Here is a 24,971-nt window from a genome sequence, read left to right on the forward strand (position 1 = left end):
AATTTCGACTTTCGGCGCCAAGAAGATTGATGAAGACCTAACTTGCCCACGCATCGAGTTGATTGAGGACAGCAATCGCTGGATAGGATTTTCGGTTGGGATAAGCATGCCTATGATAGGCATTCCAATAGCTTGTGGCCCTGGTGCGCATCGTACGCATTGTGTTTCGGTTCTGTCGGACAAAACTGGCATAGGCTGATGCGTCCAGATCAGGTATTGCCGCGTAGATATCTTCGGCGATTTCGACGACATATTCGCCCAACAGCAGAACGACGAAGGCGATGCTCCAACTTTCGTTCAGCGAAAGGATCACCCTGGCTGATTTCTGCCGCAAAAAGCCATCTGTCGATCGTGTCAGCAGGCAATGCGACGGAAACGAAAAGCCAAGGTGATGCTCTCGCACGCTTGGCAGAAAATGTAACCGATAAGGAATATAGATGCCCGCTCCATCAGAAATGAGATGCCGGGACGTCGTTCGGTAAGTGTCGTCGACAAAGGGCGTCAGCTCCTCCTCTGCCATGGTGGTCAACATGCTGAATGGGAAAGCCCACTTCGCAACGCCTGAGAATGGCTTTCGTCGTGAACCCATCCACGTTGTGCCCCATGACCAAAGTTGAAACATCTATATACCGGGATCACGTCGGCTGCGCGATGGCGCTGCGACCGCGTCGACGCATCGCCGAATTTCAAGCCCCGCCATCTGAGCTCAGGACCTTGGTCACGCCTTCGCCTGTGCTTTGTCGGCAAGCCCGTCCGGGCATCACAGGCGATAATCGGCGATCTGCTTGAATTCATAGCGCATGATCGGGCGGGCCGGCGTCCTGCGGGCAACGACCTTGAACCCGGCGCGCGCGAAGGTGGAGGCATATCCACTGCCGGAAGCGCTCGGCGACACGTCGGCGTCGAAAGGATAGGCTTCGAGTGCCGGAGCATTTGCGCGCCTTGCGACTTCCAGAGCCTGTGCAATCAGCTGGGATGTTACGCCGCGGCGGCGGTATTGTTTTCGCACGTAGAGGCAGGACAGGGACCAGACCGGCCTGTCGTCCACGCGCTTGAGCTGCCATAGCCGATCGAGCCAGGGCAGGGCATCTCGCGGCGTCAGCTGGCACCAGCCGACAGCCACATCGCCGTCGAAAGCAAGCAAACCCGGAGGCGGACCATGCTGGACGGCTTGCCGGAACGCTGCCTTGTTTTCCTCGCCGGGCCGCTTTCGATAAGATCGACCGATCCGCGCGTACATACACCAACAACGACTGCAGACGGCGCTGTCACCGAACAGGTCCTCGAGCGCCGGCCACAGATCGGGCGTCAATGGGCGAATGCTGAGTTCCATGTCAGCCGTCATTCGCTATCGATGTTGCCCAGTCTAGCGTTCACTGCGCGCTAGCGCACCATAGGTTGCGGTCCATGCGGGGATGTTCGAAACGGGGATTCACTCAGCATCCCCGCCGTGCTCCGGCTCAGCGCAGAAAACCGAGCACGGCCTCCATCAATTCGGCGGGGTACTCGACGTTCGACAAGTGGACCGCGGGCAGGACAACCAGTTTCGCGCCGGGCACCGTCGCCGCGATCAGCTCGCTATGGCTGGCGGCTGTCACAGTGTCGTGGCGGCCGGCGATCACCAGCGTTGGCCTGGAAATCAGCGCTATGGTTCGGCGAAGGTCCGCATCGCGAACCGCCGCAAATAAACCAGCCAGGCCTTGCCGGTCGATGGCCAGCAGCATGGCGCGAAATTCTTCGATGACGGGCTCGTTGGCCGCCAGCATACGCGCAGGAAACCAGTTGCCCAGGAACATCTCGGCGGTTTCCGACATGTCCGGCGCCTGCAGCACGGCGGCAATCCGCTCATCAAACTGCTTTGCCGGTCCGAGGTAGGACGAGGTGTTACTCAGGATCAAGCGCTCGATCCGCTCGGGCGCGTGGATGCCGAGCCACTGCCCGACGAAGCCGCCCAACGACAGACCGAGGAAGTGTACGCGTTCAATGCCCAGGGCATCGAGCAACTCGATCACGTCGCGGCCAAGCCGGTCGAGCGAATAAGCGCCGGCCGGAACGCTCGACCCTCCGTGGCCGCGAAAATCATAGCGCAGAACACGGAAATGCTTCGACAGCTCGTCGACCTGCATGTCCCACATCCGCAACGTGGTGGCGATGGAATTCGACAGCATCAGCACGGGCTTCCCGGCGTCGCCGTCGATGCGGTAGGCGATGCGTGTGCCATCGCCGACGGTCACGAAATCCAGCTCATTCATGGTGAATACACCTTCCTTCTTGGAGCGTTGAATGCGGCAAAGCCTAGCTGCGGCGCGCTTTTGATGATATTACAAAGATGGGACCAACTCTGTAATAAAAGCTGACATGGCCGAATTCACCCTGCACGACCTGCAATGCTTCGATGCCGTGGTTCGCTGCGGCGGCTTTCAGCCTGCGGCGGCCATGCTGCATCGCTCGCACCCGGCTGTGTTCGCCGCCGTGGCAAAGCTTGAGCGGCAACTCGACCTAGTTCTTCTGGATCGCGGCGGCTATCGCGTGCGCCCGACCGAGGCAGGGCTGTCGTTCCATCGCAGGGCACAATCGCTGCTGCGCGAGCTCGAGGGCTTGCGGCTTCATGCTGCTCAGCTGTCAATGGGCGAAGAAAGCGAGATCCATGTGGTGATCGGCGACCTGTGCCCGCGCCCGCAGGCACTGGGCATGCTCGGACGGTTCTTCGCCCAGTGCCCGGGCACACGCCTGCATCTGCACTTCGAGGCGGTGGGCGGGCCGTGGGAGCGCCTCTTCGACGACGAAGCCGATTTGATCCTGCACTGGATCGACAAGAGCGACCCGCGCGTGGAATGGATCGATCTGTGCAAGGTGCCATTCGTTCCGGTAGTGGCGTCGGGCTTTCTGCCGGAGCGGATCAAGCACCCCATCACGCCGGATCAGATGCACGGGTTCACCCAATGTGTCATGCGCGACACGGCCCGCCATTCACCGCAACAAGACTACTTCATGATCGAGGGTGCGCCTCAATGCATGGTGGCCGATCAGGGCATGAAGAAGGAAATCATCCTGCAGGGTCTCGGGTGGGGCCACATGCCCCGCTTCCTGATCGAGGAAGAGCTGCGCGACGGACGCCTGCAATCCATTGCCGGTCGTCATCTGCCAGGCCGCACCGAGGAGTTGGTGGTGGCGCGCCGCCGCGACCGGCGCACGGGCCGATCTCGAACCGTCTGTGGGATCATATCGAGCAAGAGGCGCCGACGTTGGGGGCGGTTCCGGTAGAGGGCGAAATGACACCCTAAGCGGCCATGACACGTTTCACATGACAGGGATTTTAGCCGGTTTCGCCACACAACGGTCGCGGGACAAACACCTTGCAGACGGCAGAGTGCGACCCTTTCCGGTCCTCGGCGGCGGACGCGATGAACGGCTCGATTGAGCCCGAAACGAACTTCTGCCACATCGGTAACCTGCCGCCACCTCCTCAGCAAGATATGTGCTATTCTGAGGATATGCCCGCGCCCTCCGACCGATCACCCGACAAGTCGCCGGAAGACGGTGCAGTTGCATCGGATCCGTATGCGGAGCTAGCCAATCGCGGAGATTGGTCCAGGCTTCACCGCGAACTGTCAGACAGAGACCGCCGCAGTGAACTTGGCGGCGCCGAGCTCCAGCGCCTCGGGGAAGCCGCCTACATGCTTGGGCGCGAGGAGGAATTCGTTCGGGACTACGAGAGGGCCTTCGAAGAGCATCTCCGGAACGGACGCGAACGATCTGCAGCGCGTTGCGGCTTCTGGATCGGGCTCACCCTGATGTTTCGCGGAGAATTCGCCCAAGGCAGCGGATGGCTGACCCGTGCCAACCGGCTGGTCGCGGATCATGCGCCGGAATGTGCAGAACACGGCTACCTTCAGCTTCCAATGGTCGAACAATGCCTCGCCGCCGACAGTCCGGACGAAGCATTCGCGCACGCAACACGTGCAGCGGAGATCGGACAGCGCTGCGAAGATTCGGACCTCTTGGCTATCGCGCGCCACCTTCAAGGCCGGATATTGATCCTGCGCGGCGACTATGTGCGCGGCTTCGAACTGCTGGACGAGGTGATGGTTTCGGTCATCTCGGGCCGGCTCTCACCGATCGTTACCGGGCTGGTCTACTGCAGCGTGATCGAGATCTGTCAGAAATTTCATGCCACGAGCCGGGCGAGGGAATGGACATCGGCGCTGGTCGGATGGTGCTCGGGACAGCCCGACATCGTTGCCTTCACCGGCCGATGCCTGATCCACCGGGCCGAAATCCTGATCCTCGACGGCCACTGGGACGAGGCCGGCCGTGAGGCCGGTGTCGCCAGCATCCGCCTTCAGCAGGGGCCCTCGAAGCACCACGCCGGTCCGGCATTCTACCAGAAGGGCGAGGTCTTTCGCCTCCGCGGCCAATGGGACGAGGCCGATGCCGCTTATCGCGCAGCGAGCAGGCTCGGGTTCGATCCGCAGCCGGGGCTGGCGCTTATGCGATTGCAGCAGGGGCACGAGCAGTCGGCCCTTTCGGCGATCCGCCGCGCACTGCAGTCGGTCGACGACATGCCCGGCAAACTCCGCCTCTTGCCGGCTGCGGTGGAAATCACTCTCGCTGTCGGTTCTGCCGATGACGCCTGGGAACTGTGCGAAACACTGCGCGACTGCGCGCGCCAATATTCCGCGGATGCAGTCCGCGCCGCAGCCGCCGAGGCTACCGCGCGGGTGCTGATCCATGCTGGTCGAGCCGCGGAGGCATTGGCCCATATCCGGCGCACAGTGGAGATCCTCTGGGACCTTCGGGCGCCCTATCATCTTGCCCGGATGCGGGTGCTGACAGCGCGGGCCTGTCTCGCAACCGGCGATACTGAAGCGGCGCAGACCGAACTGGACGAAGCGATAAGACTTTTCCGCGAGCTCGGCGCGCGCCCCGACGAAGCCGTTGCCGGCAAGCTGCGGGCGACCATGACGGCGACAGGCAGCGAAGCTCTCACCCCCAGACAGTCGCAGGTTCTGCGCCTGATCGCGTCAGGCCTGACCAACCCGGAAATTGCCGGCGAGCTCGGTTTGAGCCAGCGGACGGTAGACCGTCACGTTAGCGATATCCTGACGCGGCTGAACGTGCGCACGCGCGCGGCAGCCACGGCCTTTGCGATCGAGCACGGCCTGATCGGCATGGGCGTATCTGGGTAATCTTACCCAAGCCAAAATTTCTCGCTGCGTGGGTATTTACGCCGAAGCGGGCAACCGTGGCGCGGGTCTAAACGTCATGGTGTGGTAAAGGCCACAGGAGGTTTTCCCGATGCAAACGAATAATAGCAGCATGAGCGGGCCGGGCGGTGTCTGGCTCGCCACCGGAACGCTGCTGCTGGCGGCTGCGCTCGTCTTTCACGGGCCACCGGACGCGGATTTGTCCGTTCAGATGCAGAATATCGCCGAGGGCCATGGGCGATGGGCTACGGTCCATTGGACGGCGGCAGCGGCGCTGTTCCTGATCGCCGGCGCTTCGTTCCTGAACCTGGCGCTCAACCCCCGGGTCCGGCATTCGCCGATGCTGAGTTCCGCCTGGATGGTGATGGCTCTCGGCGCCCTGACCACGTTCTCCACCGCAGTCGCCGAGGCATCGGTGGTCGCGGTCGCGGCCGACCGGGGTGACACCAACGCTTTCATGACCTGGTGGGCGTTTTCCGGCGGCATGGGTAACGGATTCTGGGCGCTGGCCTTGGCGACAGCGCTTGTCGCGTATCACGACGCCCGCGACAACGTCGGGATACTGCCGCGATGGGCCGCGATCGTCGGCTCGGCGTTCGGTATCCTTTCGGCAACCGGGTGGACACTCGGTGAGCAGCTCGGGATCGGCATCGGAGGTCCGATCTGGCTGATTTCCTCGCTTCTCATGTGCCTGTGGCTCGCGTGGTACGGGCTGTCCTCAAGCAGCGTCCGGTCGGGGCAAGCCACGGCGTAAAGCGCCTGATCCAGCATCATCTTGAGACAGGAGGAAAAAATGTCCCTTCAAACGAAGGAAATCGAGGCGACGATCCACGACATCCACGAATTCTTCACCGACTGGGTGGCGGGCCGATGCCCTGGCGACGACGCGACGTTCAAGAAGAACGCGCTCGACCGGATCAGCGACGATTTGGTCGCCATCATGCCAGGCGGCAGGGCGTTCGGGAAAAAAGACTTCGCAGGTTACATGAAGAGCATCTACGGATCGAATCCGGCCTTCCGTATCAAAATACGCGACATCCGGATCAGCCATCAAAGCGCCGACCTGGCGATCGTGAACTACCACGAATGGCAACGCGACGCGAAGGACTCCGATGAACCGAACAATGGCCGGGTCACGACGATGGTGGTCCGCGATCGCGGCTACAGCCGCGGGCCCGAGATCTTGCAGGTTCATGAAACCTGGCTCCCAGCCGATGTCGTTCAGTCCGCGGATTTCGCGTTCTGAAAAGCCTCGGTCCGAAACGGGCAGAGAAAGGAATTGCGCTGGCGGGACCATCGGCTCTGCCGCCGTCATGGAGCCAGAACTTTGCTTCTTTTTCAGCCCGAATTGATCCACATTCACCTGCCTTTCCAGGCATCGGTCACGTTATCCGCGAAGGCAACGCCTACGCCTACGTCCCGACGCCCTGGCCCGTTTTGTGAAGCACGCCTATCGGCGAGGGCTTGGTTCTGTCGCGCCATCGGGCGCGCCAGCCTTCTCGTTGCAGCCATTTAGAGAACTGCGAACTTCGGTTACAAGATTGCCGGAGCAGGAGCATGGAACCATGAAATGGAGACGAGTCTTGGCCGCTTCAACTGTGCTCGCGATCGTGCTCGTCCTTGGATATTCTGAAGGTTACACAGGTCGGTTCCTGTGTCGCAATTTCAAGGACGGCTGGTTTGAAAGAAGTGGGTTTATGGCGTGCTATAGAGCGCCATAGCCCACATCGATTTGACCGTTTTCCGCCGATATTGTTGAAAAGTCACCCAGCCAACCGCCTGACACATTCCGTTAGAATCTCGTTTCAGGACGAGGTTGATCGCGTATCACGAATACGCCGCCAGCTCGGCTACGGTATGCAAGCGTACTGGTTGCGCTCGTCTAGCTTCGCGCCGCATCTTTTCAACACTGTCGACCGATAGCCGAATTTCAGGCGGCGACACCATTCAGTGGCGTTGACCTGTCTGTGCCGTGACGATACGGGATCGGGACAATCGGCTTCGAGAGGATTGGCCAAATGGTGCATTACGCGGACGGGCGGCCGATCGGCGATCTGACGCTCAGGACGCTGGCCATGCCTTCGGACGCCAATGCGGCAGGCGACATTTTTGGCGGCTGGGTGATGGCGCAGATGGATCTCGCCTGCGGCATCCGCGCCGCCGAGCGCGCCAAGGGCCGCGTGGTGACGGCGGCAGTGAAGGAAATGTCCTTCGCCAAGCCGATGAAGATCGGCGACACGCTGTGCATCTATACGCATGTCGAACGCGTCGGCCGCACCTCGATGACGCTCAAGGTCGAGGCCTGGGCGCAGCGCTATCTCTCCGACCTGATGGAGAAGGTCACCCATGCCGACTTCGTCATGGTGGCGCTGGACGGCGAAGGCAAGCCGAAGGCGGTTCCGGCCGAAGGCTGACCGGCCTGATTCCAGAAGACGGATTTATACAGCCGTCTCTCCCGCGCGGGGGATGCGGACAGCGATCCCGCGTGGTCTTTGGCCAACGGGTTCCCGCATGCGCGCCTGCAGCGCGACCGACGGGATCTTGGGAGGAAAGACAATGCGTCAACACATGCTGAACGCTGCCCTGGCGGGTGCCTTTGCAGCCTTGCTCTGCCTGTCGTCCGCGAGCGCTTTTGCCGAGGTCAAAAAAGGCGATCCAGGCGCTACCTGCACGTCGGAAAACCGCACCATCAACGGGCAGGCGGCCAAGTGCGAGATCTGCTCGGCGACGAAATGCGATACCAGCGGCACGACGGTGAGCAATTGCCGCAAGGAGACGACTACGACCTGCACGATTGGCGGGCGGGTGGTCAGTCCCAACCCGAAATGGAACCGGATCGAGAAGCTGCCGAAGAGCAAGATGCAGTTACAGCAGTAGGGCTCGTCCAGGGTTATCCCAGGCAGGTTCAAACCCTTGTAGCGCAAGGGTTCAGCTGTGCATGGCGTCGAACTTCTCGCGCGCGGCCTTGACGCGCTCTGTGTTCTTGCGCGCCCATTCGCCGAGCGCATCGACCGGCACAAGCAGCTCGTAGCCAAGATCGGTCAATTCGTAGTCGACCCGCGGCGGGATGGTCGGGAACACCGTGCGGGTGACGAAGCCGTCGCGCTCGAGCCCGCGCAAGGTGGTGGTCAGCATCTTTTGCGAAATTCCGCCGACGGCGCTGCGCAGCTCGTTGAAACGCAGTGGCCCGTTGCCGAGCTTGCCAACGACGAGCACCGTCCATTTGTCGCCGACGCGCTGCAGGATTTCCGAGATGGCGCGGCAGTCCTCGGTGCGGTGCGGGTGCCTTGGTAACAAAAAAGTGCCTCCTTGCACATTGAGCGGGTAGTTACTCATATAGCTCAGGTATCTAAACGATACCAGTATTCCCGTAAGGAGAGCCCCCTCTATGTCAAAACCCAAAATCGCCATCATCATTGGTTCGACCCGCGCGGCCCGCTTTGCCGACGTCCCGACCCAATGGATTGCCAAGATCGCCAAGTCGCACGCCGACATCGACGTTGAAGTCGTCGACCTGCGCGATTTCCCGCTGCCGTTCTTCGATGAGGTCGCATCCTCCGCCTGGGTGCCGTCGCAGAACGACGTGGCGCAGCGCTGGCAAAAGAAGGTCGCCGGATTCGACGGCTTCATCTTCACCGCCGCCGAATACAATCATGGCCCGACGGCCGTGCTGAAGAACGCCATCGACTACGCCGCCAACGAGTGGAACAAGAAGCCGGCCGGCTTCGTCGGCTATGGCAGCGTCGGTGGCGCGCGCGCGGTCGAGCAGCTGAGGCTGCATGCGGTCGAGTTGCAGATGGCGCCGGTGAAGTCCGCCGTCCACATCGCCTGGTCCGATTTCCTTGCCGTCAAGCAAGGCGACAAGAAGCTCGACGAGTTCGAGCACCTCAACCAGGCGGCAACCGCGCTGGTCAACGATATTGCATGGTGGGCCAGGGTGCTGAAGACGGCGCGTCAGGCCGATGCCGTCGCCGAGGAAGTCAAGGCGGCCTGAGCACAGGTTCGAACAGTCCTCCCAAGGATTAATTCTCCCAAGCATTGGGGCGGCGCATGCGCCGCCCTTTTTGTTCACACGGCATGAGCGTCCGGCGCTTGCCGTGGCCTGATGATGCAATCGGCAAGGCGGTCCATCTCATTCAGTTCGTCGGCGTGATGCTGGCCCCACTGGCAAAGTGCCAGCAGGATGGGCTCGAGGCTGAGGCCGAGCCGCGTCGCCGAATATTCGACGCGCGAGGGCATCTCGGCAAAGATCTCGCGGCGCACGAGGCCGTGCTCTTCCATTTCGCGAAGCTGCTGGATCAGCACTTTCTGGGTGATATCGGGCATCAGCGCCTGCAGCGCCGACAGCCGCCGGGGCCCGTCGAAGAGATGGTACAGGATTACCGCCTTCCAGCGGCCCGAAATCACCTTCAGCGCGCGCTCCGCCGGCAGCATCGGCAGTCTCTTGATCAGCTTGGCCATGGTCACCTCCCGGTCAGCAGTGGACAAATCGGTGTGTAGTCGAAGCAAGGCAGATAGTGGCAAACAGCGGCCGATGCCAACAGCGATCGGCGCATGCGATGAGAGCCATTCAACTGAACCGTTTCGGCGGGCCCGACGTTCTCGACATAGTCGTGGTGCCGAAGCCTGATCCGCAAGCCGGCGAGGTCCTGGTCCGCGTTCATGCGGCCGGGGTGAATTTCTTCGAAGTGCTGATGCGTAGGGATCGCTATGCGGTGACGCCGCAACTGCCGATGATCCCTGGCGTCGAGGCCGCCGGGATCGTCGAGGCGCTCGGGCAGGGGGTGGAGGCTTCCTTGCTCGGCACGCGCGTCGCCGCGCCGTTGCTCTCCTCGAGCCGGCCGTTTGGCGGCTATGCCGATTATGTGACGATCGACGCAAGCCTGGCCGTGCCCTTGCCGGATGCGCTCTCTTTCGAAGACGCGACGGCATTGATGGTGCAAGGGCTGACGGCGCTGCATCTATCGCGGCAAAGCCCGCCGGCCGGCAAATCGGTGCTGGTCGCGGCTGCCGCGGGTGGCGTCGGCTCCCTGCTTGTCCAGCTTGCCAAGCGCGCCGGGGCGAGCCGTGTCATCGCGGCAGCCGGCAGCAAGGCCAAGCTCGACCTTGCTTTGTCGCTGGGGGCCGACGCTGCCGTCGATTACAGCAAGACGGATTGGCCGGAGCACGTCCGGGCAGCGACAGGCGGCGCTGGCGCCGACATCATCTACGACATCGTCGGCGGCCCGCTGACGGCGGTTGCGCTGGAGGCTTTGGCGCCTTGCGGAGAGTTGGTGTTTGCCGCACTGGGGAGATACAGGCTCGGCGCCCCGCAGATGGAGGCGATGATCGGTCGCAACCAGTCGCTGAGGGGTTTTGCCCTGCTGCCGCTACTGTCTACGGACGGACTCCGTGACGGTCTTTTGGAGCTTTTCGATCTGGCCGCGAGCGGTGAGCTCAAGGTGACCAACGGCGGCCGCTTCCCGCTCGACCAGGCCAGCCACGCGCATCGCCTGCTGGAGGAGCGCGGCGCTACCGGCAAGGTCGTCTTGATACCTTAGTAGGTGCTCGGCAGGAGCCGAGGATCCGGGCGTGTGCCGTATAGGCCGTCAGCGAACCCGGTAGAACGGGTTCGGCAACAGGAACAGCTTCTCGGCATGCCCGCCGAACAGGTCGGATGGCTGGTCACCGACATTGGCAATTATCGTGTAGCCGGCCTTTTCGATTTCGGCCCTTATGGGTGCCTTGAAATCTGCGGCGGAGCCGTATTTGGCCCCAGGCTGGACCATGTAAAGTTGCTCATAGCCGGCATAGCCGGCCGACTGCAGGTTCTGTTCAGTTGCCTTGCGCTGGTCCTCCGGACGTCCGGTGATGAAGAACACCGTGACTTTCGCCGTTCGCGCCTGCCGGAAGACCTCCAACACCGGGTCAATGGCCGGATCCTTCGCAAGCTGGTCCCAGGCGGCCCAGCCACAGGGACCGTCGATTGCGATGTCGCAGGCGCCGCCGATCGGGCGGCCGAAATTATCACGTGTGATCACTTCCCAGTTGGCCAAAGCCGTCTCGTCGATGTCGAGCACCAGTGCGGGGCGAGGCACCTCCATTGCGCGCTTGACGATCCAGTCGCCTGCCTGCTTCGCCACAGCGGCAAGGTCGCGATCATAGTCGCCGGAATCATGATAATTGGCAGCCGCCAGCATCGCATCGCCGACATTGGCTGGCTGGGACGGGCTTGTGAGAAGGAGCGAGTCGGAACGCGCCGGCGCAGGAACATTTGTGCCGATCGTCAGCACGATTGCCCCGACACGCGCAATTCTATTCCAACCAATCGCCCGCATCACGAGACTCTGCGGTCACGAGAAGTCGGCTGTCAAGCGAGGTCTTCCACGGTAGTGTCTCAGTTTGAAATTTGAAACTCGCGAAAGCGCCTATCCCGGTTTGCTCGCCTGGGCGAAACCGCCTATGTGCTCAGCGGAAAGTATGGAAGGCACCCAATGTCAGATCCGATTCAGTTGCTACCATTCGCCTTGTTGACAGTCCTCACAGCAATCCCCGCGTGGGTGCTGTTTGGACGACTAAGAATGTCTCGGGCGTGGGCGCTTCTCTCTGTGGTCCCGTTGGGAATGATAATCATTCTCTGGGTCGTCGCGTATAAGCGCTGGCCAATTCAGGAGGCAGCAATTGCCCATCGGACCTAAAGGCCAGAAGCGCCCCACCGATGTGATCGGCAACGCCGTCCGCGTCATGCGCATGCAAGACTCCTGCGAGGAAGTCGTGCTTCGGTGGCCAGGCACGCCGCCACCGCCTGACTACGATGGACCGTCGTCTTAATTTCAAACTGAGACACTACCCTTCCACAGGTTCTCGAGACTGCGACGCTGAATTGGACATTCCAGATGCCGAATGTCTCTATGGGTTGCTGCAAGCTACACGATTTCCGCCGTTGCGGTCTTTCCCTCCGACAGGTGACGCACCGCCGAAACCGCCGGCGGAAGTGCGTCACCCGAAGTCATAGCCACCACGGCCTTTGCCGTACGCTATGCCGCCTGAACGATCTCGACCAGCTCGACGTCGAACACGAGATCCCGTCCGGCCAACGGATGATTGCCGTCGAGCTTGACGCTGGTGTCGTCTACGCCGACGACTGTTACCGGCATCGGGCGCCCTTCTGGGGTTCTGACCTGCAATCGAGTGCCGATATCGACGTTGATGTTGTCTGGTACGCGGGCGCGATCGACGGTCATGACCGCTTCGGGGCGGTGGGGGCCGTAGGCGGCGTCGGCGGGAATGGTGACGGTGCTTTTCGCGCCCACCTCCATACCCTCGACATGGGTTTCGAGACCGGCGATCACTTGTCCTTCACCCAGCGTGAATTGCAGCGGTTCGTTGCCGGAAGAATCGAACTGAGTGCCGTCAGCCAGGCGGCCATTGTAATTGATGCGCACGGTGTCGCCATTCTTGGCCTGTGTCATGATAGCCATCCTTTGAAAGTTTCGAGGGGCCGGCCAAAGCTCACGGTCCCGTCCTCGATCATCCACGCACTCGGGTGCGCGGGGCGAAACGCTAAAACTAGGGACCTGGCTGCCGATGTAAACCCCGATTGAGCTACGCCGGCATGATGCCGCCGGCGCTCGCTGCCTTCGGCAGGAGTGCGCCGGTCTACCGGTCATGCCGGCTCAACCCATTCAGGCGGCGTGCAAATGGTGGCTAGATCAGGTGATGGCCGCCATCGATGCGGATTGTCTCGCCGGTCGTGAAGTCGCTTTCCATGAGATAGACATAGGCGGCGGCGACGTCGGCAGCGGCCGGAATTTTTCTCGATGGCAACCGGGCAGCCATGTCGGCAAGGAAGCCGGACTTGGCTTCTCCAACGATCACGCCGCAAATGGGTTGAGCAGAAGGCCGAGAGAACAGGATCGTCTACATTCGAGCGGCTATTATCGGCTCGCCCGAACCGCGGTGATGATCAAGGCATGCGAGTCGAAAAGCACACCGTCCGCGGTCAAATGCGCGTCGAGCAGATCGCGCAACCGCCGCAGCGCCGCATCGGCATCCACATCTGCGCGGGCGAGCGGATCCTTGACCAGTTGCAGGCCAAGCAAAGCGTCATAGGCCGCATCGACGTCCCTGCCGTAGAAGACCGGCTCATGCACTTCGGCGAAGTCGATCGACACAAATCCGGATGCACGCAAGATCTCCGCGGTGATGGCGGGATCGCCAAGCGAAAACGGGGTGGCGGCGCCCGCCGATATGGCGGTCCCCGGCGCAATTGCCCGCTGAATGGCAGTCGCCCATTCGTTGCGGTTCTGGCCCTGCCATACCATCCATACAAGACGCGCCCCTGGTCGCATCGCCCGGGCGATGTTGGCGAACGCCGCCGCCGGATCGGCAAAGAACATCACGCCAAACCGACTGATGCACAGATCGAAGCCCGCCGGCGGAAACACCAGCAATTGCGCATCGCCGCGCTCAAAGGCGACGTTTCGCAATCCCTCTTCCGCGCTACGCCTCCGGGCGATCTCGAGCATCTGCGCCGATACGTCCACGCCAAGCACGCTGCCTTCCACCGCGACACGGGCGGCATCGCGAGAGGATTGTCCCGAACCGCATCCGATGTCGAGCACGCGATCGCGCGTTCCCGCCTTGACCGCAGCCCTGAAGACCTCGTTGTGCCGTCGCAGTTCGGCGTCGTAAAAATCAGCGCAGTTCAACACCATCGCACGCCTGCCTGGAGATGGGGCCGGCAGCATTTCCGGCCGCTCCGCTCTGATCTTTTCGCGTCGGGTCAGCCCAGGACTGTCAACCGCGCCGTGCCACCTCGATCGCAGCAACGTCTATTTTCTTCATCTCCATCATGGCGTCGAATGCGCGCTTTGCTTCATCGCCGCCGGCGGCCATCGCTTCGGTCAGCACGCGCGGCGTGATCTGCCAGGAGATGCCCCACTTGTCCTTGCACCAGCCGCAGGCACTCTCCTGGCCGCCATTTCCGACGATGGCGTTCCAGTAGCGGTCGGTCTCCTGCTGATCGTCGGTGGCGATCTGGAAGGAGAAGGCTTCGTTGTGTTTGAACGCGGGCCCGCCATTGAGGCCGAGGCAGGGGATGCCGGCGACCGTGAACTCGACCGTCAGCACGTCGCCCGCCTTGCCGGACGGGTAGTCGCTGGGAGCGCGGTGGACGGATTTCACCGAGCTGTCGGGAAAAGTCTCGGCATAGAAGCGGGCCGCGGCCTCGGCGTCCTTGTCGTACCAAAGGCAGATCGTGTTCTTGGCGATTGTCATTGCTGGTCCCTTTGCTTTCGAAATCAATCTGGGCTTTTGAAATCAACCCGGGTTTTCACAGCCGGCCGCGGCGTTGCACCACGAACATGGAAATGCGCTCGTGCCATCGACGTTCCGAAAGCAACACCTGCCCGGAATCAAGCTACCACGGCTGGTGCTTTCAGGACCAGATGCGGCCAGTGACTCGAACCGGCGATGGTCGGCCTGGTCCGACCGGCGGCCTCACTTTTTGCGTGGGGCAGCGCCGCTTTGCTCAAGGTCGCGCTGGCTTTCCGTTGGCGCGCCGTTGCCTCAGAAGGCGCATAAGCAAGTTCCGTCTGTCCTTGCGCGGGACGAGTTCGATGTCGCTGACAAGTTTTGCGCCGCCCTTGTGCCGCTCCAATGTGATCTTGCGGCTGTGGAAGGCCTCCAGTTCGGCGCGGTGCGCCACGCTTATGATGGTGACCTTCGGCAATTCGCGAATGATCATCTCCATCATCTTGTCCTGGCTCTTCTCATCGAGCGCCGACGTTGCCTCATCCAGCACGATGATATCGGGGCGGTGCAGCAGAAGACGCGCGAAGGCGAGGCGCTGCTTTTCGCCACCCGACAAGGTCTGGTCCCATGGCGCATCCTCCTCGATCCTCTCGTTGAGATAATCGAGTCCCACCTTGTCGAGGGCAGCCTTGATCTTATCCAGCGTCCAGTTGTCGGCGGCGCCCGGATAGGCGACTGCGCGGCGAAGCGTCCCGGTCGGGATGTAAGGCCGTTGCGGCAACATGAACAACCGTCTGTCGGCGCGGATGTTGACGCTGCCGCTACCCCATGGCCACAGACCCGCGACGGCCCGCACCAGCGTGCTCTTGCCCGAGCCGGATTCGCCGGCGACGAGCACCCGTTCGCCCGGTTCGATCACGACCTCGGTTTCCTTGACCACGGCGGTGCCGTCGTCGAGCGACACGGAGAGATTGTTCAGGCTGAGCATCGCATCGCCGCCGGTTTCGCCGCGCTGTATGCGTCCCAGCGTGTTGCTCTGCTCCGCCCGCTCGAGCCCGTCGAGCGACATCATCAGCGAGGCGATGCGCCGTGCAGAGGCGTTCCAGTCGGCGAGACGGGGATAGTTGTCGACCAGCCATCCGAACGCGCCCTGCACGATGGCAAACGCCGAGGCAGCCTGCATGACCTGTCCAAGTGTCATGCTGCCTTCGAGGAACTTTGGAGCGCAAAGCAAGACCGGCACGACAGGCGCAAACAGGCTCGACCCCTGCGACACCAGCGCCGTGCGCATGTGCTGGCCTGCAAGGAGCGCCCATTGCCTGAGCACATGGCCGAACGTCTTGTCGATGCCGCTACGCTCTTCCTCCTCGCCGCCGAGCAATGCGATGCTCTCGCCGTTTTCCCGCACGCGCGTCAGCGTGTAGCGGAACTCGGCTTCAGCCTGATTTTTTCCCTCGGAGAGGCGGACGAAATGGCGGCCGATGACCGCCATCGAAGTGGACGTGATCGCGGAATAGAGCACCGCGGTGATGACCAGGAAGCCGGGAATGGTGACGGTCGAACCTGCGATCGGCAGGGTCAGGGCGCCGCCGATCGTCCAGAGCACCACGATGAAGGTCGAGGCCGACAGAAATGCGACGATGACACCGGCGATGAAATCGACGGGCGATTCGGTGGCAATCCGCAAATCCTCGGCGATGCGGGCTTCGGGGTTGCTGTGGTCGCCGCCGACGAGATTCAGCTGATAGTAGCGGCCGCTCGCCAGCCAACGCGCGATGACCGCTGTGGTGAGCCAGGAACGCCAGCGGCGCTGTATCCTCATGCGAAAGAAGACTTGTGCCACCACAAGGCTTGCGCTTCCGAACACGAGTGGCAGGAACACGGCGCTCAGCCAATATACGGTATGGGCATCGCGTTGCTCGATGGCGTCGAAAATTGCGCGATTCCAGACATTGATCCCATATTGGAAGCCGACATTGGTGACGATCAGAACCAAAAGCCCGATCGTCAACGGCCAAGCGACCCTGTCGCCACTGCTACCCCAATAACCGCGCGCGCTGATCCAGAAGCGCTTAAGCAGGTATCTCTTGCGCGCCCGCTCGGCCTCTTCCGGCGTCAGCTCAGGATCGGGTTCGATGACATCCGGCAGCGGCGCGGGCTCGCCGACGACCTCTGACGCGACTTCGACGGTCGATTGTTTCTCGCGGCGCAACTTCTCGGCATCGCGCGATTGGGCGCCGTCAACCGATTTCGGCTTTAATTTAGCCTCGGGCATCCGGCGATAACGGCTTAAAAATCAGAAGGTTTCATAGCGTCCGCTCGAGATGCCGGATGCCAACAACGCCACGGCTTCTCAGCTGTTCCGGTGCTTGCAGCAGTTTTCGAATGAGAGGCTTTGATCGTTGCGGGCGGCAGGCCGCCGAGCGTCGGCTTAGCGGCGCGAGAAGTGCCATCGGCCCGAGTCAACAGGATCGAGGAGGAGAGATCATCTCGATTGCGATCGTGAGCATCTGCTGCCCAGCCCGACCGTGCCAGCGCTGAATTCCGGAACAAGGGTGCGATTTTGCCGTTGAGCCAGAAACTGGAAGCGACCCGCATGTCCGAATTGCCGAATGAAGAGATCGAAGGGCGGCTGAACGCCCAGCGCGAGACTCTGGCGCTGGTCGTTGCGCTGCTTGCCAGCAAGGATACGGCACCCGAGCGAATATGGGCCGAACTGGAGGCCCGTTTTCAGTTTCAGAACAGTCAGGAGGACCCCGGCGTCCTGCCAAGCAGCGCATTCGCCATCGAGGCTGCGAAAATGCGGGAGTTCAAGCTGATCGCCGAAGAGGCGAGGGCGCGCAATGCCGAATGGAACGGCAGGGACAAGCCACAGGGCGCCAGCTGAAACCCCGGCGAGTGGTTGCAGGACCGGCTATTTTACGGTGACTGAGCAAGCGTCAGCTTTGCTGCAAAAGTGCGCGCGCCAACTCTTGCCATTCCTCGTCAAGCGTTAAGGTCGACGGCGCCGCATTGCTGCGGCGATACCAGTATTCCGCATTCGACTGGTCGCCTTCCTTGCGGTGGAGATAGGCATGCACGTGCATGCCCGCCGTATCGTCGCGCTGCTGCGCGCACTCGTGCGCCTTAGCCCAATCGCCCTTTGCATCCCACCACAGCGCCTGCAGGGCAGGGCTCAAGCCGGCTGGCGGCTGTGCTTTGACAATCGAATCCCTGAAGGCTCGCAGATCCATTTTTCACCATAGCGACGGTACAGGGCGCCGATAATAACCGCGCCGGCAGCCGACCGCTAGCGCGCATCGGGCGGGATGACCGGAATGGGTGTCGGAAGCGGATAACCGCGCGGCCAGGCACTTGATTCGATCTCCACGTCCGCAATGGGTCCGCGAGTCGCCGTTGCCTGCACGGGCTGGAGAGCGGATGCTCCTTTTCATCTCGTCGCGAACGTGATGATCTCTGGGCTCGAAGGGCCAAGTGGGCTGCCGTCAAAGCCGCCGAATTGCTGTTCGATCCGTAGCCCCGCTTTCCCCAGCAGGGTCGATAAGGCGTCCATGTCGAGGAATCGCAAGGTGCTGCGACTAATTTGCGGAAGGCTCGGATGCTTTCCGCCGAACCTGTGGGTGAATGTCACCGTCTGTCCATCGAACGGCATGATCACCTCTGTTGTGATCTGCACCAGAGACCCGTCAGGCAGCTCAACGACGACCGCATTTTCGGGTGTCCAGTGCTCCCACGCCCGCACCGAAGGGTTCCGCGTTTCGAAAGCGAAGCATCCGCCTGGCACAAGGGCATGTCGGACAGCCGCCATGAAATCCCCCAGGTCTTCGTCGCTGACAAGGGCCTGGAATGCGTGCCCAGTCATCACAATGAGATCAAACTCGGCTGTCCAGCCGGTCGATTGGAGATCGCCGAGGACCCATTCGATATCCGTGCGCGTTCGTGCGCGATTCAACACGCCGGGTGCTGGGTCGATGCCGCAGAGCCGCCCTGAATGTCCCGCCAGGCGTGCCTCGTGAAGGAGGGTGCCCGTTCCACATCCGACATCAAGCACCGCGTCTGCTGTTAGAATGCGGGGTAGGTAGAAATCATAGTCGTCGCGCGCAGATCTCGGGTGCCAGGCATCGTAGACGGCAGCGAGATACGGGTCGGCGAAAAGCTGGTCGACCATAGGCGGTATTCCCAATCAACTTTGACTGTGCGAGCGGTGTCGCCGCGAGCATATAGCCATAAATCGCGCCGCTTCTTACCGCACGACCTCGCGGTGGCCGCCGGGCAGGCGGGTGGCGATGAGCTTGTCGATGCGGCGGCCGTCGAGATCGACCACCTCGAAGCGCCAGCCTTGCGCGTCGACACATTCGCCGGTCGCCGGCAGATGGTGCAAATGCGACAGCACATAGCCGGCGACGGTTTCGTAGTCGCGGTTCTCGGGCAGGTCGATGCCGAGGACCTCCGCCATCTCGTCGGCCTGCATGTAGCCGGCGAGCAGCCATGAGCCGTCCTCGCGCTTGACGGCGTTTTCCTCTTCGCCGGCGTCGAGATCGGAACGGAAGACGCCGGTGATCGCTTCCAGAATGTCGGCCGGGGTGACGATGCCTTCGAAATGGCCGTATTCATCATGAACCAGCGCCATCGGCACGTCGGATTCCTTCAGCGTCGCAAGCACGTCCAGCGCATCGGCCTGGTCATGCACGATTGGGGCCGTGCGCACGTGCCGGCGCGGGTCGAGAGCGCGACCGCCGAGCATCGCCGCCAGCACGTCGCGGGTCTGGACGACGCCGATCATGGCGTCGACGCCGCCGTCGCCGGCCGGCAGGCGCGAATGCTGGGTGTCCATCAGCAGCTTCCTGATGGCCGCCTCGTCGGACTGCAGATTGATCCAGTCGACCTCGGTGCGCGGCGTCATCACCGCGCGCACGGCACGGTCGCCGAGACGCATGACGCCGGCGATCATGCGCCGTTCGTCGGATTCGATGGTGCCGTGGTGCTCGGCTTCGGCGACCAGCATCTTGATCTCCTCGTCGGTGACCTTATCCTCGCTCTGGCCGTGCTGGCCAAGCAGCCACAGCAGGGCGCGGCCGGAAAAATCGAGCAGGAAGACCAGCGGCGCCGAAACGCTGGCGAGGATGGTCATCGCCGGAGCGACCCTGACGGCGACCCGTTCGGGGTCGCGCAATGCGATCTGCTTGGGCACCAGTTCGCCGATGACCAGCGAGCCATAGGTGATGATGGCGACGACAATGCCGACACCGAGCGGGTCGGCAAGGCTTTCGCGGACGCCGGCCGACGCCAGGAAGGTGGCCAGCCGCTCGCCGAGCGTGGCGCCGGAAAAGGCGCCTGACAGGACGCCGACCAAGGTGATGCCGATCTGCACCGAGGACAGGAACTTTCCCGGATTGGCGCCGAGCGCCAGGGCCCGGCCGGCGCCCTTGACGTTGCGGTCGATCATCGCCTTGAGGCGCGCCGGCCGCGACGAGACGATGGCGAGCTCGGACATCGACAGAAGGCCGTTCACGCAGATGAGGACGACCACGATGGCAATTTCAGCATAAAGCATGCCGGTCCATAGCATTGCCGCGCGGTTTTCGAAAATAGGACGGTCGCGCTTTTTAAATTTAGCGAGCGGAGCAGTCAGGCGGCCCCCATGCCGCATCCCAGGGCGGCGCGGAAAAATGCTCGATCAGGGCGTCGACGACGACGCGCACCTTTGGCGCGAGATTGCGTGTTACCGGCCAGATGGCATGCACCACCGTGTTTTCGACAAGACAGTCCGACAGAACCATTTCGAGCTCGCCGCGCCTGATGCTGTCGGCCGTCAGCCATGTCGGCAGATAGACGATGCCGCAGCCGGCCAGTACAGCATCGAGCATCGGTTCGCCGTGGCCGAGCACTAGCCGCGCCTTGGGCGCGAACTTTTCGAGGCGGCCGTCGGCATGCCTGATGGTCCAGGGATGGACCGTGCCGTCGCGGCCGTAGCCGATGAGACTGTGCCTGGCCAGGTCCTCGATCGAGTGCGGCCTGCCATGGGCGTCGAGATAGGCGGGGGCGGCGACGATGGCCGAACGTTGGGCATAGATGCGGCGCGCGGCGATCGACAAGCTGTCGTCGAGGTCGCCCATGCGGACCGCCAGGTCGATGCCTTCCTCGATCAGGTCGACGCGCCGGTCGTTGAACGAGATTTCCATCGTCAGATCCGGGAATTTCTTGGAAATGCCGAACAACAGCGGGGCGACGCACCGGCGGCCGAAGGCCAAGGGCAGGTCGACGCGCAGCCGCCCGGAAGGCACCTGCTTGCGCGATGCCAACAGCGACTGGGCGGCTTCGATCTCGGCCAGTGCCCTGACGCAGGCTTCGTAGTAGCTCAGGCCCTCACTGGTCGGGCTCAGGCTGCGGGTGGTGCGGTTGAGCAGGCGGACGCCCAATCGCTGTTCCAGCTGTGCGATCGACTTGCCGACCGCCGATTTCGTGACATGCAGCCGTGCGCCGGCGCCGGTGAAGCTGCCGGCCTCCACCGCGTGAACGAATGCGACGATGCCTTGCAAATTGGCCGATTCCAATGAAGCGCTCCTATTGTAGAATTTTACTCCTTAATCTGTTGCGGAACATGCCACATGGAAGCACTTTTCTCCATAGTGAAACGGCGTAAATGTCTCGCGCAACCATCAACCACGGAGCGCGAACCAAATGAGCACCGAAAACAGATCCTGGAAGATGACCGGTTTCGGCCTGTCCAGTTTGAAGCCGGCTGAGGGAAAGCTGCCCCAACCCGGGCCGCATGATCTTCTGGTACGCGTCACAGCGGTATCGCTGAATTACAAGGACAGGATGATCGTCGATGGCGTGCTGATACCGGACCTCAGCTTTCCGTTCGTGCCGACATCGGACGCGGTAGGCGAAGTGGTCGCCACCGGCAGCGAAGTCAGCCGCTTCGGCATCGGGCAGCGCGTGCTCGGCCAGGTGATCGCCGACTGGCCGGACGGCGACGCCCCGCCGGTGCTGCACAAGCATACGTTGGGTTCGTCACTGCCCGGGACGCTGTCCGAGCATGTGCTTTTTCACGAGGATGCCGCCGTGGCGGCGCCGCCGTCGCTCAGCGACGTCGAGGCATCGACGCTGCCGATCGCGGCGCTGACGGCGTGGTTCGCGCTGGTCGAGGCGGCCAAGCCGATCCCGGGCGAAACCGTTCTCATCCAGGGCACCGGCGGCGTGTCGCTGTTTGCGCTGCAGTTTGCCGCCGCCTTCGGCCTGCGCGCCATCGTCACCTCGAGCAGCGACGAGAAGCTCGATCGGGCGAAGGCGCTCGGCGCCTGGAAGGGGATCAACTATCGCAGCCAGCCGGCATGGGACGAGGCGGCGCGCGAACTGACAAACGGCGCCGGCGTCAGGCATGTGCTGGAAATGGTCGGCGGCGACAATGCGCGGCGCTCGCTCAATGCGCTGGGCGCCGACGGCAGGCTGTCGCTCATCGGCCTTCTCGGCAGCATGGAGCTCAGTTTCCCGATCATTCCGTTCCTGCGCAACCGGATCGTCGTACAAGGCATATCGATCGGCCACCGCCGTGCTTTCGAGCGGATGAACCAGGCGATCGAGACGCTCGCGATCAAGCCGGTGATCGATAAGGTGTTTGGCTTCGACGAGGTGCCGCAGGCATTTGAGCGTCTGGAGACGGGACCGTTTGGCAAGATCGTGATCACCGTGCCCTGACCTCGTCGGGACGAAAATGGCTGTCAGACGGGAAGGCCGATTGCGCGCCTACGGCAGTTGCAGCAGGACGCCGATGATGGCCTTGCCGTCGGTGAAATAGGCATCGCCTTCGCCGTTGCGCCCGGTCTTTGTGGCGCCGACGCCTGGTATCTCGCTGGTCGAGATCAGCATGCCGGCGGCGGAGAGATCGCGCATCAGCGCATCGCGCTCGGCGTCGATGTCGGGGCCGATGTGATGGGTGATCGCGCCGGTGTCATGGCTGAGGCCGACGCCGCGGTCAAAGCTTGCCGAGCCAAGCCAAAGCGGGCGGCCGTCGTCGCCGGTTGAATCGGTCTGCCAGAAGCGGACGTGGTGGCGCCGGTCGGCGCTGTCGCCGACCGGTTTTTCGAAGGCTAGGTCCTGGGCGCGTCCTTCGAACAAAAGCCGGCTGACCGGCGCATCGGGATAGGGGCGGTTAAACAGCACGCTTTCGCCGATCTCGATCGCGGTCTTCAGTGTGACCGCGTCTGCCGTATCCCAGCCGGCGACGGCAAAGGCATGGACAAGCTCCTTCTTGGTGCCGACCAGGCCGACATTGATCGGATCGCCCGGAATGCCTTGCGGCGTGTGCGTCACCATCTCGAATTGCTGATTGCGAAAATTGCGGTCCCGCAACGTCCAGAACTCAGGCGCGGCGAAATAGGCGAGCGAAAGATAAGCGGCACAGCATGCCACCAGCCAGGTCGTTGCACGTCGTCGAAGGCTTCGTTGGCTCAAGAGGCACCACCCAAGCGTCTGCGCACCATCTTAATCGGCGCAGCAGGTCTTGGGCAGGGGCCGCAATCAGCGGCAGGCGCGGTAGCCGTTCTTGCGGTTCTTGATGTCGAAATGGAAATGGTTGCGGTGGTCGTAATTGTAGCCGGGGCCGAGCACGGTGGTGAAATACTGGCAGCCGTCGGCGCGCACATTGTTGAGGAAGCCGCGTGTGCGGAAGGCGAACAGGCCGGGCTTGCGGACGTCGATGTCGTCGCCATTGTTAAGCTCAATGCTCATCACGTCGAGCGCATTGCCCTTGCCGTGTTCCGACAAGACACCTTCGCCGGCAATCCTGCGGCAGGAATAGCTCGAGCCCTGGTGGATGGTCTTGACGCCTGAAAAATAGCGCCAGCGGGCCGACGGGACGAGTTCGTTCCTTGTCCAGCCGGCAAAGGTGGCGGCCATGTCGCAGGTCAGCGTCGCCGCCGGCTTCATCTCGACGCTGCCGATGGCCGAGACCTTGACCGGATAGTCGATGCCGCACTGGCCTTCATGGATCGGCGCAACGTCGGTGTAGACGACGCCGAGGCGCTTCAGTTCCTTGCGGCAATCGATCTCCGTGGCCGGCATCTGTTCGGCCGGCGACATCGGATTGTCCATGCGCGGATAGGCGGCCGTCATATAGGGGTTGGACGGGACGAGGCGCTGCATACCCGAATATTGCGGCCCGGAATCTTGCATGCCGGAATCTTGCGGGCCGGAATATTGTGGGTCGGAATTAGGCGGGACGGCAGCGGTCTGGCTGCCGACATCGACGGCCGGCTGCAGCGACAGCACGCTGCCGGTGTTGCAGGCCGAGACCGCCGCAATGGCAAGCATGGCGGCAAGCCTGCCGGCCATGCGCGCGCGTCCTGTGTGCCGCGCAGCGGCAAGCGCAGCGCGAAGTAGCCCGGCCATCGGAAGGGTTCCTGTCCCCAGATGGCACAGACTCTAAACCTGAAGAGTAAAGGAAAAATCAGCGGCGCCGTTCACGCCTGCGGCCAAATTGCGGCGCCCGCCATCGGCGGCCGGCGTCATTGGCAAAACGTGCCGCCATTGCGGCGCGGTTCGAGATCGAAGTGGAGATGCAGCGAATGATCGGCATCGCTGCCGGGGCCAAGCACGGTCTTGAACGGCCCGCAGGCCGCCTTGCGCACTGCATCCAGGAATTTCGCATCCTTCTGTGGCGGCGCTGGACCGACATCGATCTCTTTGCCGTCGGAGAGCGTGAAGCTGGCGATGTCGAGCGCGTTGCCGAAGGCGTGCTCCGACAGTTTGCCGCCGGCGTGGCGCGGCCGGCAGACGAAGGCGGAGGCCTGGCCGATCGATTTGATATCCGTGCCGAACTCGGCCTTTGCGGCAGGCTGGATGACGGACGCAGCAAAGCGGGCGGCCGCTTCCGCCATCTGGCAATTGAGCTCGGGGTCCGGGCCGATGGCGATGGATTTGCCGAGCGTCTTCAGCACGATCGGGTAGGGGATCGAGCAACCGACCGCCGTATCATGCTCGGGCTTGCGCTCCTCGAAATCGACGCCCATCGACTTCAGCCGCCTGCGGCAGGCCAATTCCTCGGCCGGCATTTCTTTCCCGGCAATGGCGGCCGATCGAGGATCTGGAAGAATTTTTTGCTCCGCCTTCTCGTCTGCCTCGGCCGGGTTTGGTGGCGCGCCCGGTGGGCTTGCCGGCGGCTCAGCCCGCGCCGGCTTTTCGGGCGGCTGTGGTGCAATCGCCGGCGGCTCCGGCTGGCTGGTCGTAGGTTCGCCGTTCTGGGGCTGGCCGTTCTGGGAGTGACCGCCTTGGGGCTGAGTGGCCTGGGGCGGCTCAGCCGCCGGGGCATCCGCCGGGCGCGGTTCGGGGACCGGGATCTCGGTTGGTGGCGGCGGAGTGACTTGCTGGTTGAGCTGCGGAACCGGTGCAGTTTGCGGCAGCTCGGGCGTCTTGGCTAAAACGGGTCCCGTCAGCGGCGTAGCCGCAACGGCCAGCAGCAATCTGCCCAATCTGAAAAAGCCAAACGCCGCCATTACGTCGCAACGGCCAGAATGCAGGGAAGTTGCC

28 protein-coding genes and 1 pseudogene are annotated in these 24,971 nt (G+C 62.6%); 10 read left to right on the forward strand and 19 right to left on the reverse strand.

What is annotated here, in order from left to right:
• Positions 1–37: 37 nt before the first annotated feature.
• The 3 genes from AC0L2Y_RS20675 to AC0L2Y_RS20685 all read right to left on the reverse strand — a co-directional run bounded on the left by AC0L2Y_RS20675 (position 38) and on the right by AC0L2Y_RS20685 (position 2,252).
• Positions 38–532, reverse strand: a complete 495-nt coding sequence (locus AC0L2Y_RS20675) for a hypothetical protein (protein WP_473559068.1) — start codon at positions 530–532, stop codon at positions 38–40.
• A gap of 228 nt (positions 533–760) precedes the next feature.
• Positions 761–1,333, reverse strand: a complete 573-nt coding sequence (locus tag AC0L2Y_RS20680) for a GNAT family N-acetyltransferase (protein ID WP_473559069.1) — start codon at positions 1,331–1,333, stop codon at positions 761–763.
• A gap of 127 nt (positions 1,334–1,460) precedes the next feature.
• The gene (locus AC0L2Y_RS20685) at positions 1,461–2,252 is read right to left on the reverse strand and encodes an alpha/beta fold hydrolase (RefSeq protein WP_473559070.1); all 792 of its coding nucleotides are present in this window, start codon (positions 2,250–2,252) and stop codon (positions 1,461–1,463) included.
• A 106-nt stretch (positions 2,253–2,358) separates the two neighbouring features.
• Here AC0L2Y_RS20685 and AC0L2Y_RS20690 point away from each other — a divergent pair.
• Positions 2,359–3,284, forward strand: a pseudogene (locus AC0L2Y_RS20690) (LysR family transcriptional regulator).
• Positions 3,285–3,611: 327 nt separating this feature from the next.
• Here the strand turns inward: AC0L2Y_RS20690 and AC0L2Y_RS20695 are convergent.
• Positions 3,612–4,025 (reverse strand): hypothetical protein, encoded by a 414-nt coding sequence (locus tag AC0L2Y_RS20695; RefSeq protein ID WP_352489049.1) that lies wholly within the window; start codon positions 4,023–4,025, stop codon positions 3,612–3,614.
• On the opposite strand from AC0L2Y_RS20695, the gene AC0L2Y_RS20700 reads away from it, so the two are divergent.
• From AC0L2Y_RS20700 to AC0L2Y_RS20720, 5 genes are all read left to right on the forward strand, one after another.
• Positions 4,002–5,189 carry a helix-turn-helix transcriptional regulator gene (locus AC0L2Y_RS20700; protein ID WP_473559072.1) on the forward strand — a complete coding sequence of 396 codons (1,188 nt, stop codon included), beginning with the start codon at positions 4,002–4,004 and terminating at the stop codon, positions 5,187–5,189. The two genes, AC0L2Y_RS20695 and AC0L2Y_RS20700, sit on opposite strands and share 24 nt — an antisense overlap.
• 109 nt (positions 5,190–5,298) lie before the next feature.
• Positions 5,299–5,961, forward strand: a complete 663-nt coding sequence (locus AC0L2Y_RS20705; RefSeq protein WP_473559074.1) for a hypothetical protein — start codon at positions 5,299–5,301, stop codon at positions 5,959–5,961.
• Positions 5,962–6,000: 39 nt separating this feature from the next.
• Positions 6,001–6,453: a nuclear transport factor 2 family protein gene (locus AC0L2Y_RS20710; RefSeq protein ID WP_473559076.1), complete on the forward strand. Its 453-nt coding sequence runs from the start codon at positions 6,001–6,003 to the stop codon at positions 6,451–6,453.
• Positions 6,454–7,225: 772 nt separating this feature from the next.
• Complete coding sequence (locus tag AC0L2Y_RS20715) at positions 7,226–7,621, forward strand: acyl-CoA thioesterase (RefSeq protein WP_023678380.1); 396 nt, start codon at positions 7,226–7,228, stop codon at positions 7,619–7,621.
• Positions 7,622–7,718: 97 nt separating this feature from the next.
• Entirely contained in the window at positions 7,719–8,084 is a 366-nt protein-coding gene (locus AC0L2Y_RS20720) for a hypothetical protein (protein ID WP_473559078.1), read from the forward strand.
• A 51-nt stretch (positions 8,085–8,135) separates the two neighbouring features.
• On the opposite strand, the gene AC0L2Y_RS20725 is transcribed toward AC0L2Y_RS20720, so the two are convergent.
• Positions 8,136–8,504 (reverse strand): winged helix-turn-helix transcriptional regulator, encoded by a 369-nt coding sequence (locus AC0L2Y_RS20725; protein WP_023678378.1) that lies wholly within the window; start codon positions 8,502–8,504, stop codon positions 8,136–8,138.
• A 91-nt stretch (positions 8,505–8,595) separates the two neighbouring features.
• Between AC0L2Y_RS20725 and AC0L2Y_RS20730 the strand changes: the two genes are divergently transcribed.
• A complete protein-coding gene (locus AC0L2Y_RS20730; RefSeq protein ID WP_473559080.1) occupies positions 8,596–9,201 on the forward strand; it encodes an NADPH-dependent FMN reductase in 606 nt (201 codons plus the stop codon).
• Positions 9,202–9,275: 74 nt separating this feature from the next.
• Here the strand turns inward: AC0L2Y_RS20730 and AC0L2Y_RS20735 are convergent, their stop codons facing one another.
• Complete coding sequence (locus AC0L2Y_RS20735) at positions 9,276–9,668, reverse strand: winged helix-turn-helix transcriptional regulator (protein WP_473559082.1); 393 nt, start codon at positions 9,666–9,668, stop codon at positions 9,276–9,278.
• 98 nt (positions 9,669–9,766) lie between these two features.
• Here AC0L2Y_RS20735 and AC0L2Y_RS20740 point away from each other — a divergent pair, with 98 nt between their 5' ends.
• Entirely contained in the window at positions 9,767–10,747 is a 981-nt protein-coding gene (locus tag AC0L2Y_RS20740; RefSeq protein WP_473559084.1) for a quinone oxidoreductase family protein, read from the forward strand.
• Positions 10,748–10,795: 48 nt separating this feature from the next.
• Here the strand turns inward: AC0L2Y_RS20740 and AC0L2Y_RS20745 are convergent, their stop codons facing one another.
• The 6 genes from AC0L2Y_RS20745 to AC0L2Y_RS20770 form a co-directional block, all read right to left on the reverse strand.
• Complete coding sequence (locus AC0L2Y_RS20745) at positions 10,796–11,386, reverse strand: HAD family acid phosphatase (RefSeq protein WP_473559085.1); 591 nt, start codon at positions 11,384–11,386, stop codon at positions 10,796–10,798.
• An 837-nt stretch (positions 11,387–12,223) separates the two neighbouring features.
• Positions 12,224–12,658: an FKBP-type peptidyl-prolyl cis-trans isomerase gene (locus AC0L2Y_RS20750; RefSeq protein WP_352469784.1), complete on the reverse strand. Its 435-nt coding sequence runs from the start codon at positions 12,656–12,658 to the stop codon at positions 12,224–12,226.
• A gap of 235 nt (positions 12,659–12,893) precedes the next feature.
• The gene (locus tag AC0L2Y_RS20755; RefSeq protein ID WP_473559087.1) at positions 12,894–13,064 is read right to left on the reverse strand and encodes a hypothetical protein; all 171 of its coding nucleotides are present in this window, start codon (positions 13,062–13,064) and stop codon (positions 12,894–12,896) included.
• A gap of 59 nt (positions 13,065–13,123) precedes the next feature.
• On the reverse strand, positions 13,124–13,903 hold the full coding sequence (locus AC0L2Y_RS20760; protein ID WP_473559139.1) for a class I SAM-dependent methyltransferase: 780 nt from the start codon (positions 13,901–13,903) through the stop codon (positions 13,124–13,126).
• 82 nt (positions 13,904–13,985) lie between these two features.
• Positions 13,986–14,459, reverse strand: a complete 474-nt coding sequence (locus AC0L2Y_RS20765) for a VOC family protein (protein WP_473559141.1) — start codon at positions 14,457–14,459, stop codon at positions 13,986–13,988.
• 259 nt (positions 14,460–14,718) lie between these two features.
• Positions 14,719–16,716, reverse strand: a complete 1,998-nt coding sequence (locus AC0L2Y_RS20770; protein ID WP_473559089.1) for an ABC transporter ATP-binding protein/permease — start codon at positions 16,714–16,716, stop codon at positions 14,719–14,721.
• 321 nt (positions 16,717–17,037) lie between these two features.
• On the opposite strand from AC0L2Y_RS20770, the gene AC0L2Y_RS20775 reads away from it, so the two are divergent.
• The gene (locus AC0L2Y_RS20775) at positions 17,038–17,328 is read left to right on the forward strand and encodes a hypothetical protein (RefSeq protein WP_292658141.1); all 291 of its coding nucleotides are present in this window, start codon (positions 17,038–17,040) and stop codon (positions 17,326–17,328) included.
• 52 nt (positions 17,329–17,380) lie between these two features.
• Here the strand turns inward: AC0L2Y_RS20775 and AC0L2Y_RS20780 are convergent, their stop codons facing one another.
• The 4 genes from AC0L2Y_RS20780 to AC0L2Y_RS20795 form a co-directional block, all read right to left on the reverse strand.
• Positions 17,381–17,674 (reverse strand): hypothetical protein, encoded by a 294-nt coding sequence (locus AC0L2Y_RS20780; RefSeq protein WP_473559090.1) that lies wholly within the window; start codon positions 17,672–17,674, stop codon positions 17,381–17,383.
• 197 nt (positions 17,675–17,871) lie between these two features.
• Entirely contained in the window at positions 17,872–18,609 is a 738-nt protein-coding gene (locus tag AC0L2Y_RS20785; RefSeq protein WP_473559091.1) for a class I SAM-dependent DNA methyltransferase, read from the reverse strand.
• A gap of 75 nt (positions 18,610–18,684) precedes the next feature.
• Positions 18,685–19,995 carry a hemolysin family protein gene (locus AC0L2Y_RS20790; RefSeq protein WP_352489066.1) on the reverse strand — a complete coding sequence of 437 codons (1,311 nt, stop codon included), beginning with the start codon at positions 19,993–19,995 and terminating at the stop codon, positions 18,685–18,687.
• A gap of 58 nt (positions 19,996–20,053) precedes the next feature.
• A complete protein-coding gene (locus AC0L2Y_RS20795; RefSeq protein ID WP_473559093.1) occupies positions 20,054–20,995 on the reverse strand; it encodes a LysR family transcriptional regulator in 942 nt (313 codons plus the stop codon).
• Positions 20,996–21,122: 127 nt separating this feature from the next.
• On the opposite strand from AC0L2Y_RS20795, the gene AC0L2Y_RS20800 reads away from it, so the two are divergent.
• Positions 21,123–22,142: a zinc-dependent alcohol dehydrogenase family protein gene (locus AC0L2Y_RS20800; RefSeq protein ID WP_473559094.1), complete on the forward strand. Its 1,020-nt coding sequence runs from the start codon at positions 21,123–21,125 to the stop codon at positions 22,140–22,142.
• Positions 22,143–22,190: 48 nt separating this feature from the next.
• Here AC0L2Y_RS20800 and AC0L2Y_RS20805 read toward each other — a convergent pair whose 3' ends face one another.
• The 3 genes from AC0L2Y_RS20805 to AC0L2Y_RS20815 all read right to left on the reverse strand — a co-directional run bounded on the left by AC0L2Y_RS20805 (position 22,191) and on the right by AC0L2Y_RS20815 (position 24,937).
• A complete protein-coding gene (locus tag AC0L2Y_RS20805; protein WP_352489069.1) occupies positions 22,191–22,898 on the reverse strand; it encodes an LssY C-terminal domain-containing protein in 708 nt (235 codons plus the stop codon).
• 66 nt (positions 22,899–22,964) lie between these two features.
• The gene (locus tag AC0L2Y_RS20810; RefSeq protein WP_473559096.1) at positions 22,965–23,834 is read right to left on the reverse strand and encodes an extensin-like domain-containing protein; all 870 of its coding nucleotides are present in this window, start codon (positions 23,832–23,834) and stop codon (positions 22,965–22,967) included.
• A gap of 116 nt (positions 23,835–23,950) precedes the next feature.
• The gene (locus tag AC0L2Y_RS20815; protein WP_473559098.1) at positions 23,951–24,937 is read right to left on the reverse strand and encodes an extensin-like domain-containing protein; all 987 of its coding nucleotides are present in this window, start codon (positions 24,935–24,937) and stop codon (positions 23,951–23,953) included.
• Positions 24,938–24,971: the final 34 nt, after the last annotated feature.

The sequence above is a fragment of the Mesorhizobium sp. WSM4830 genome, from assembly GCF_055811495.1.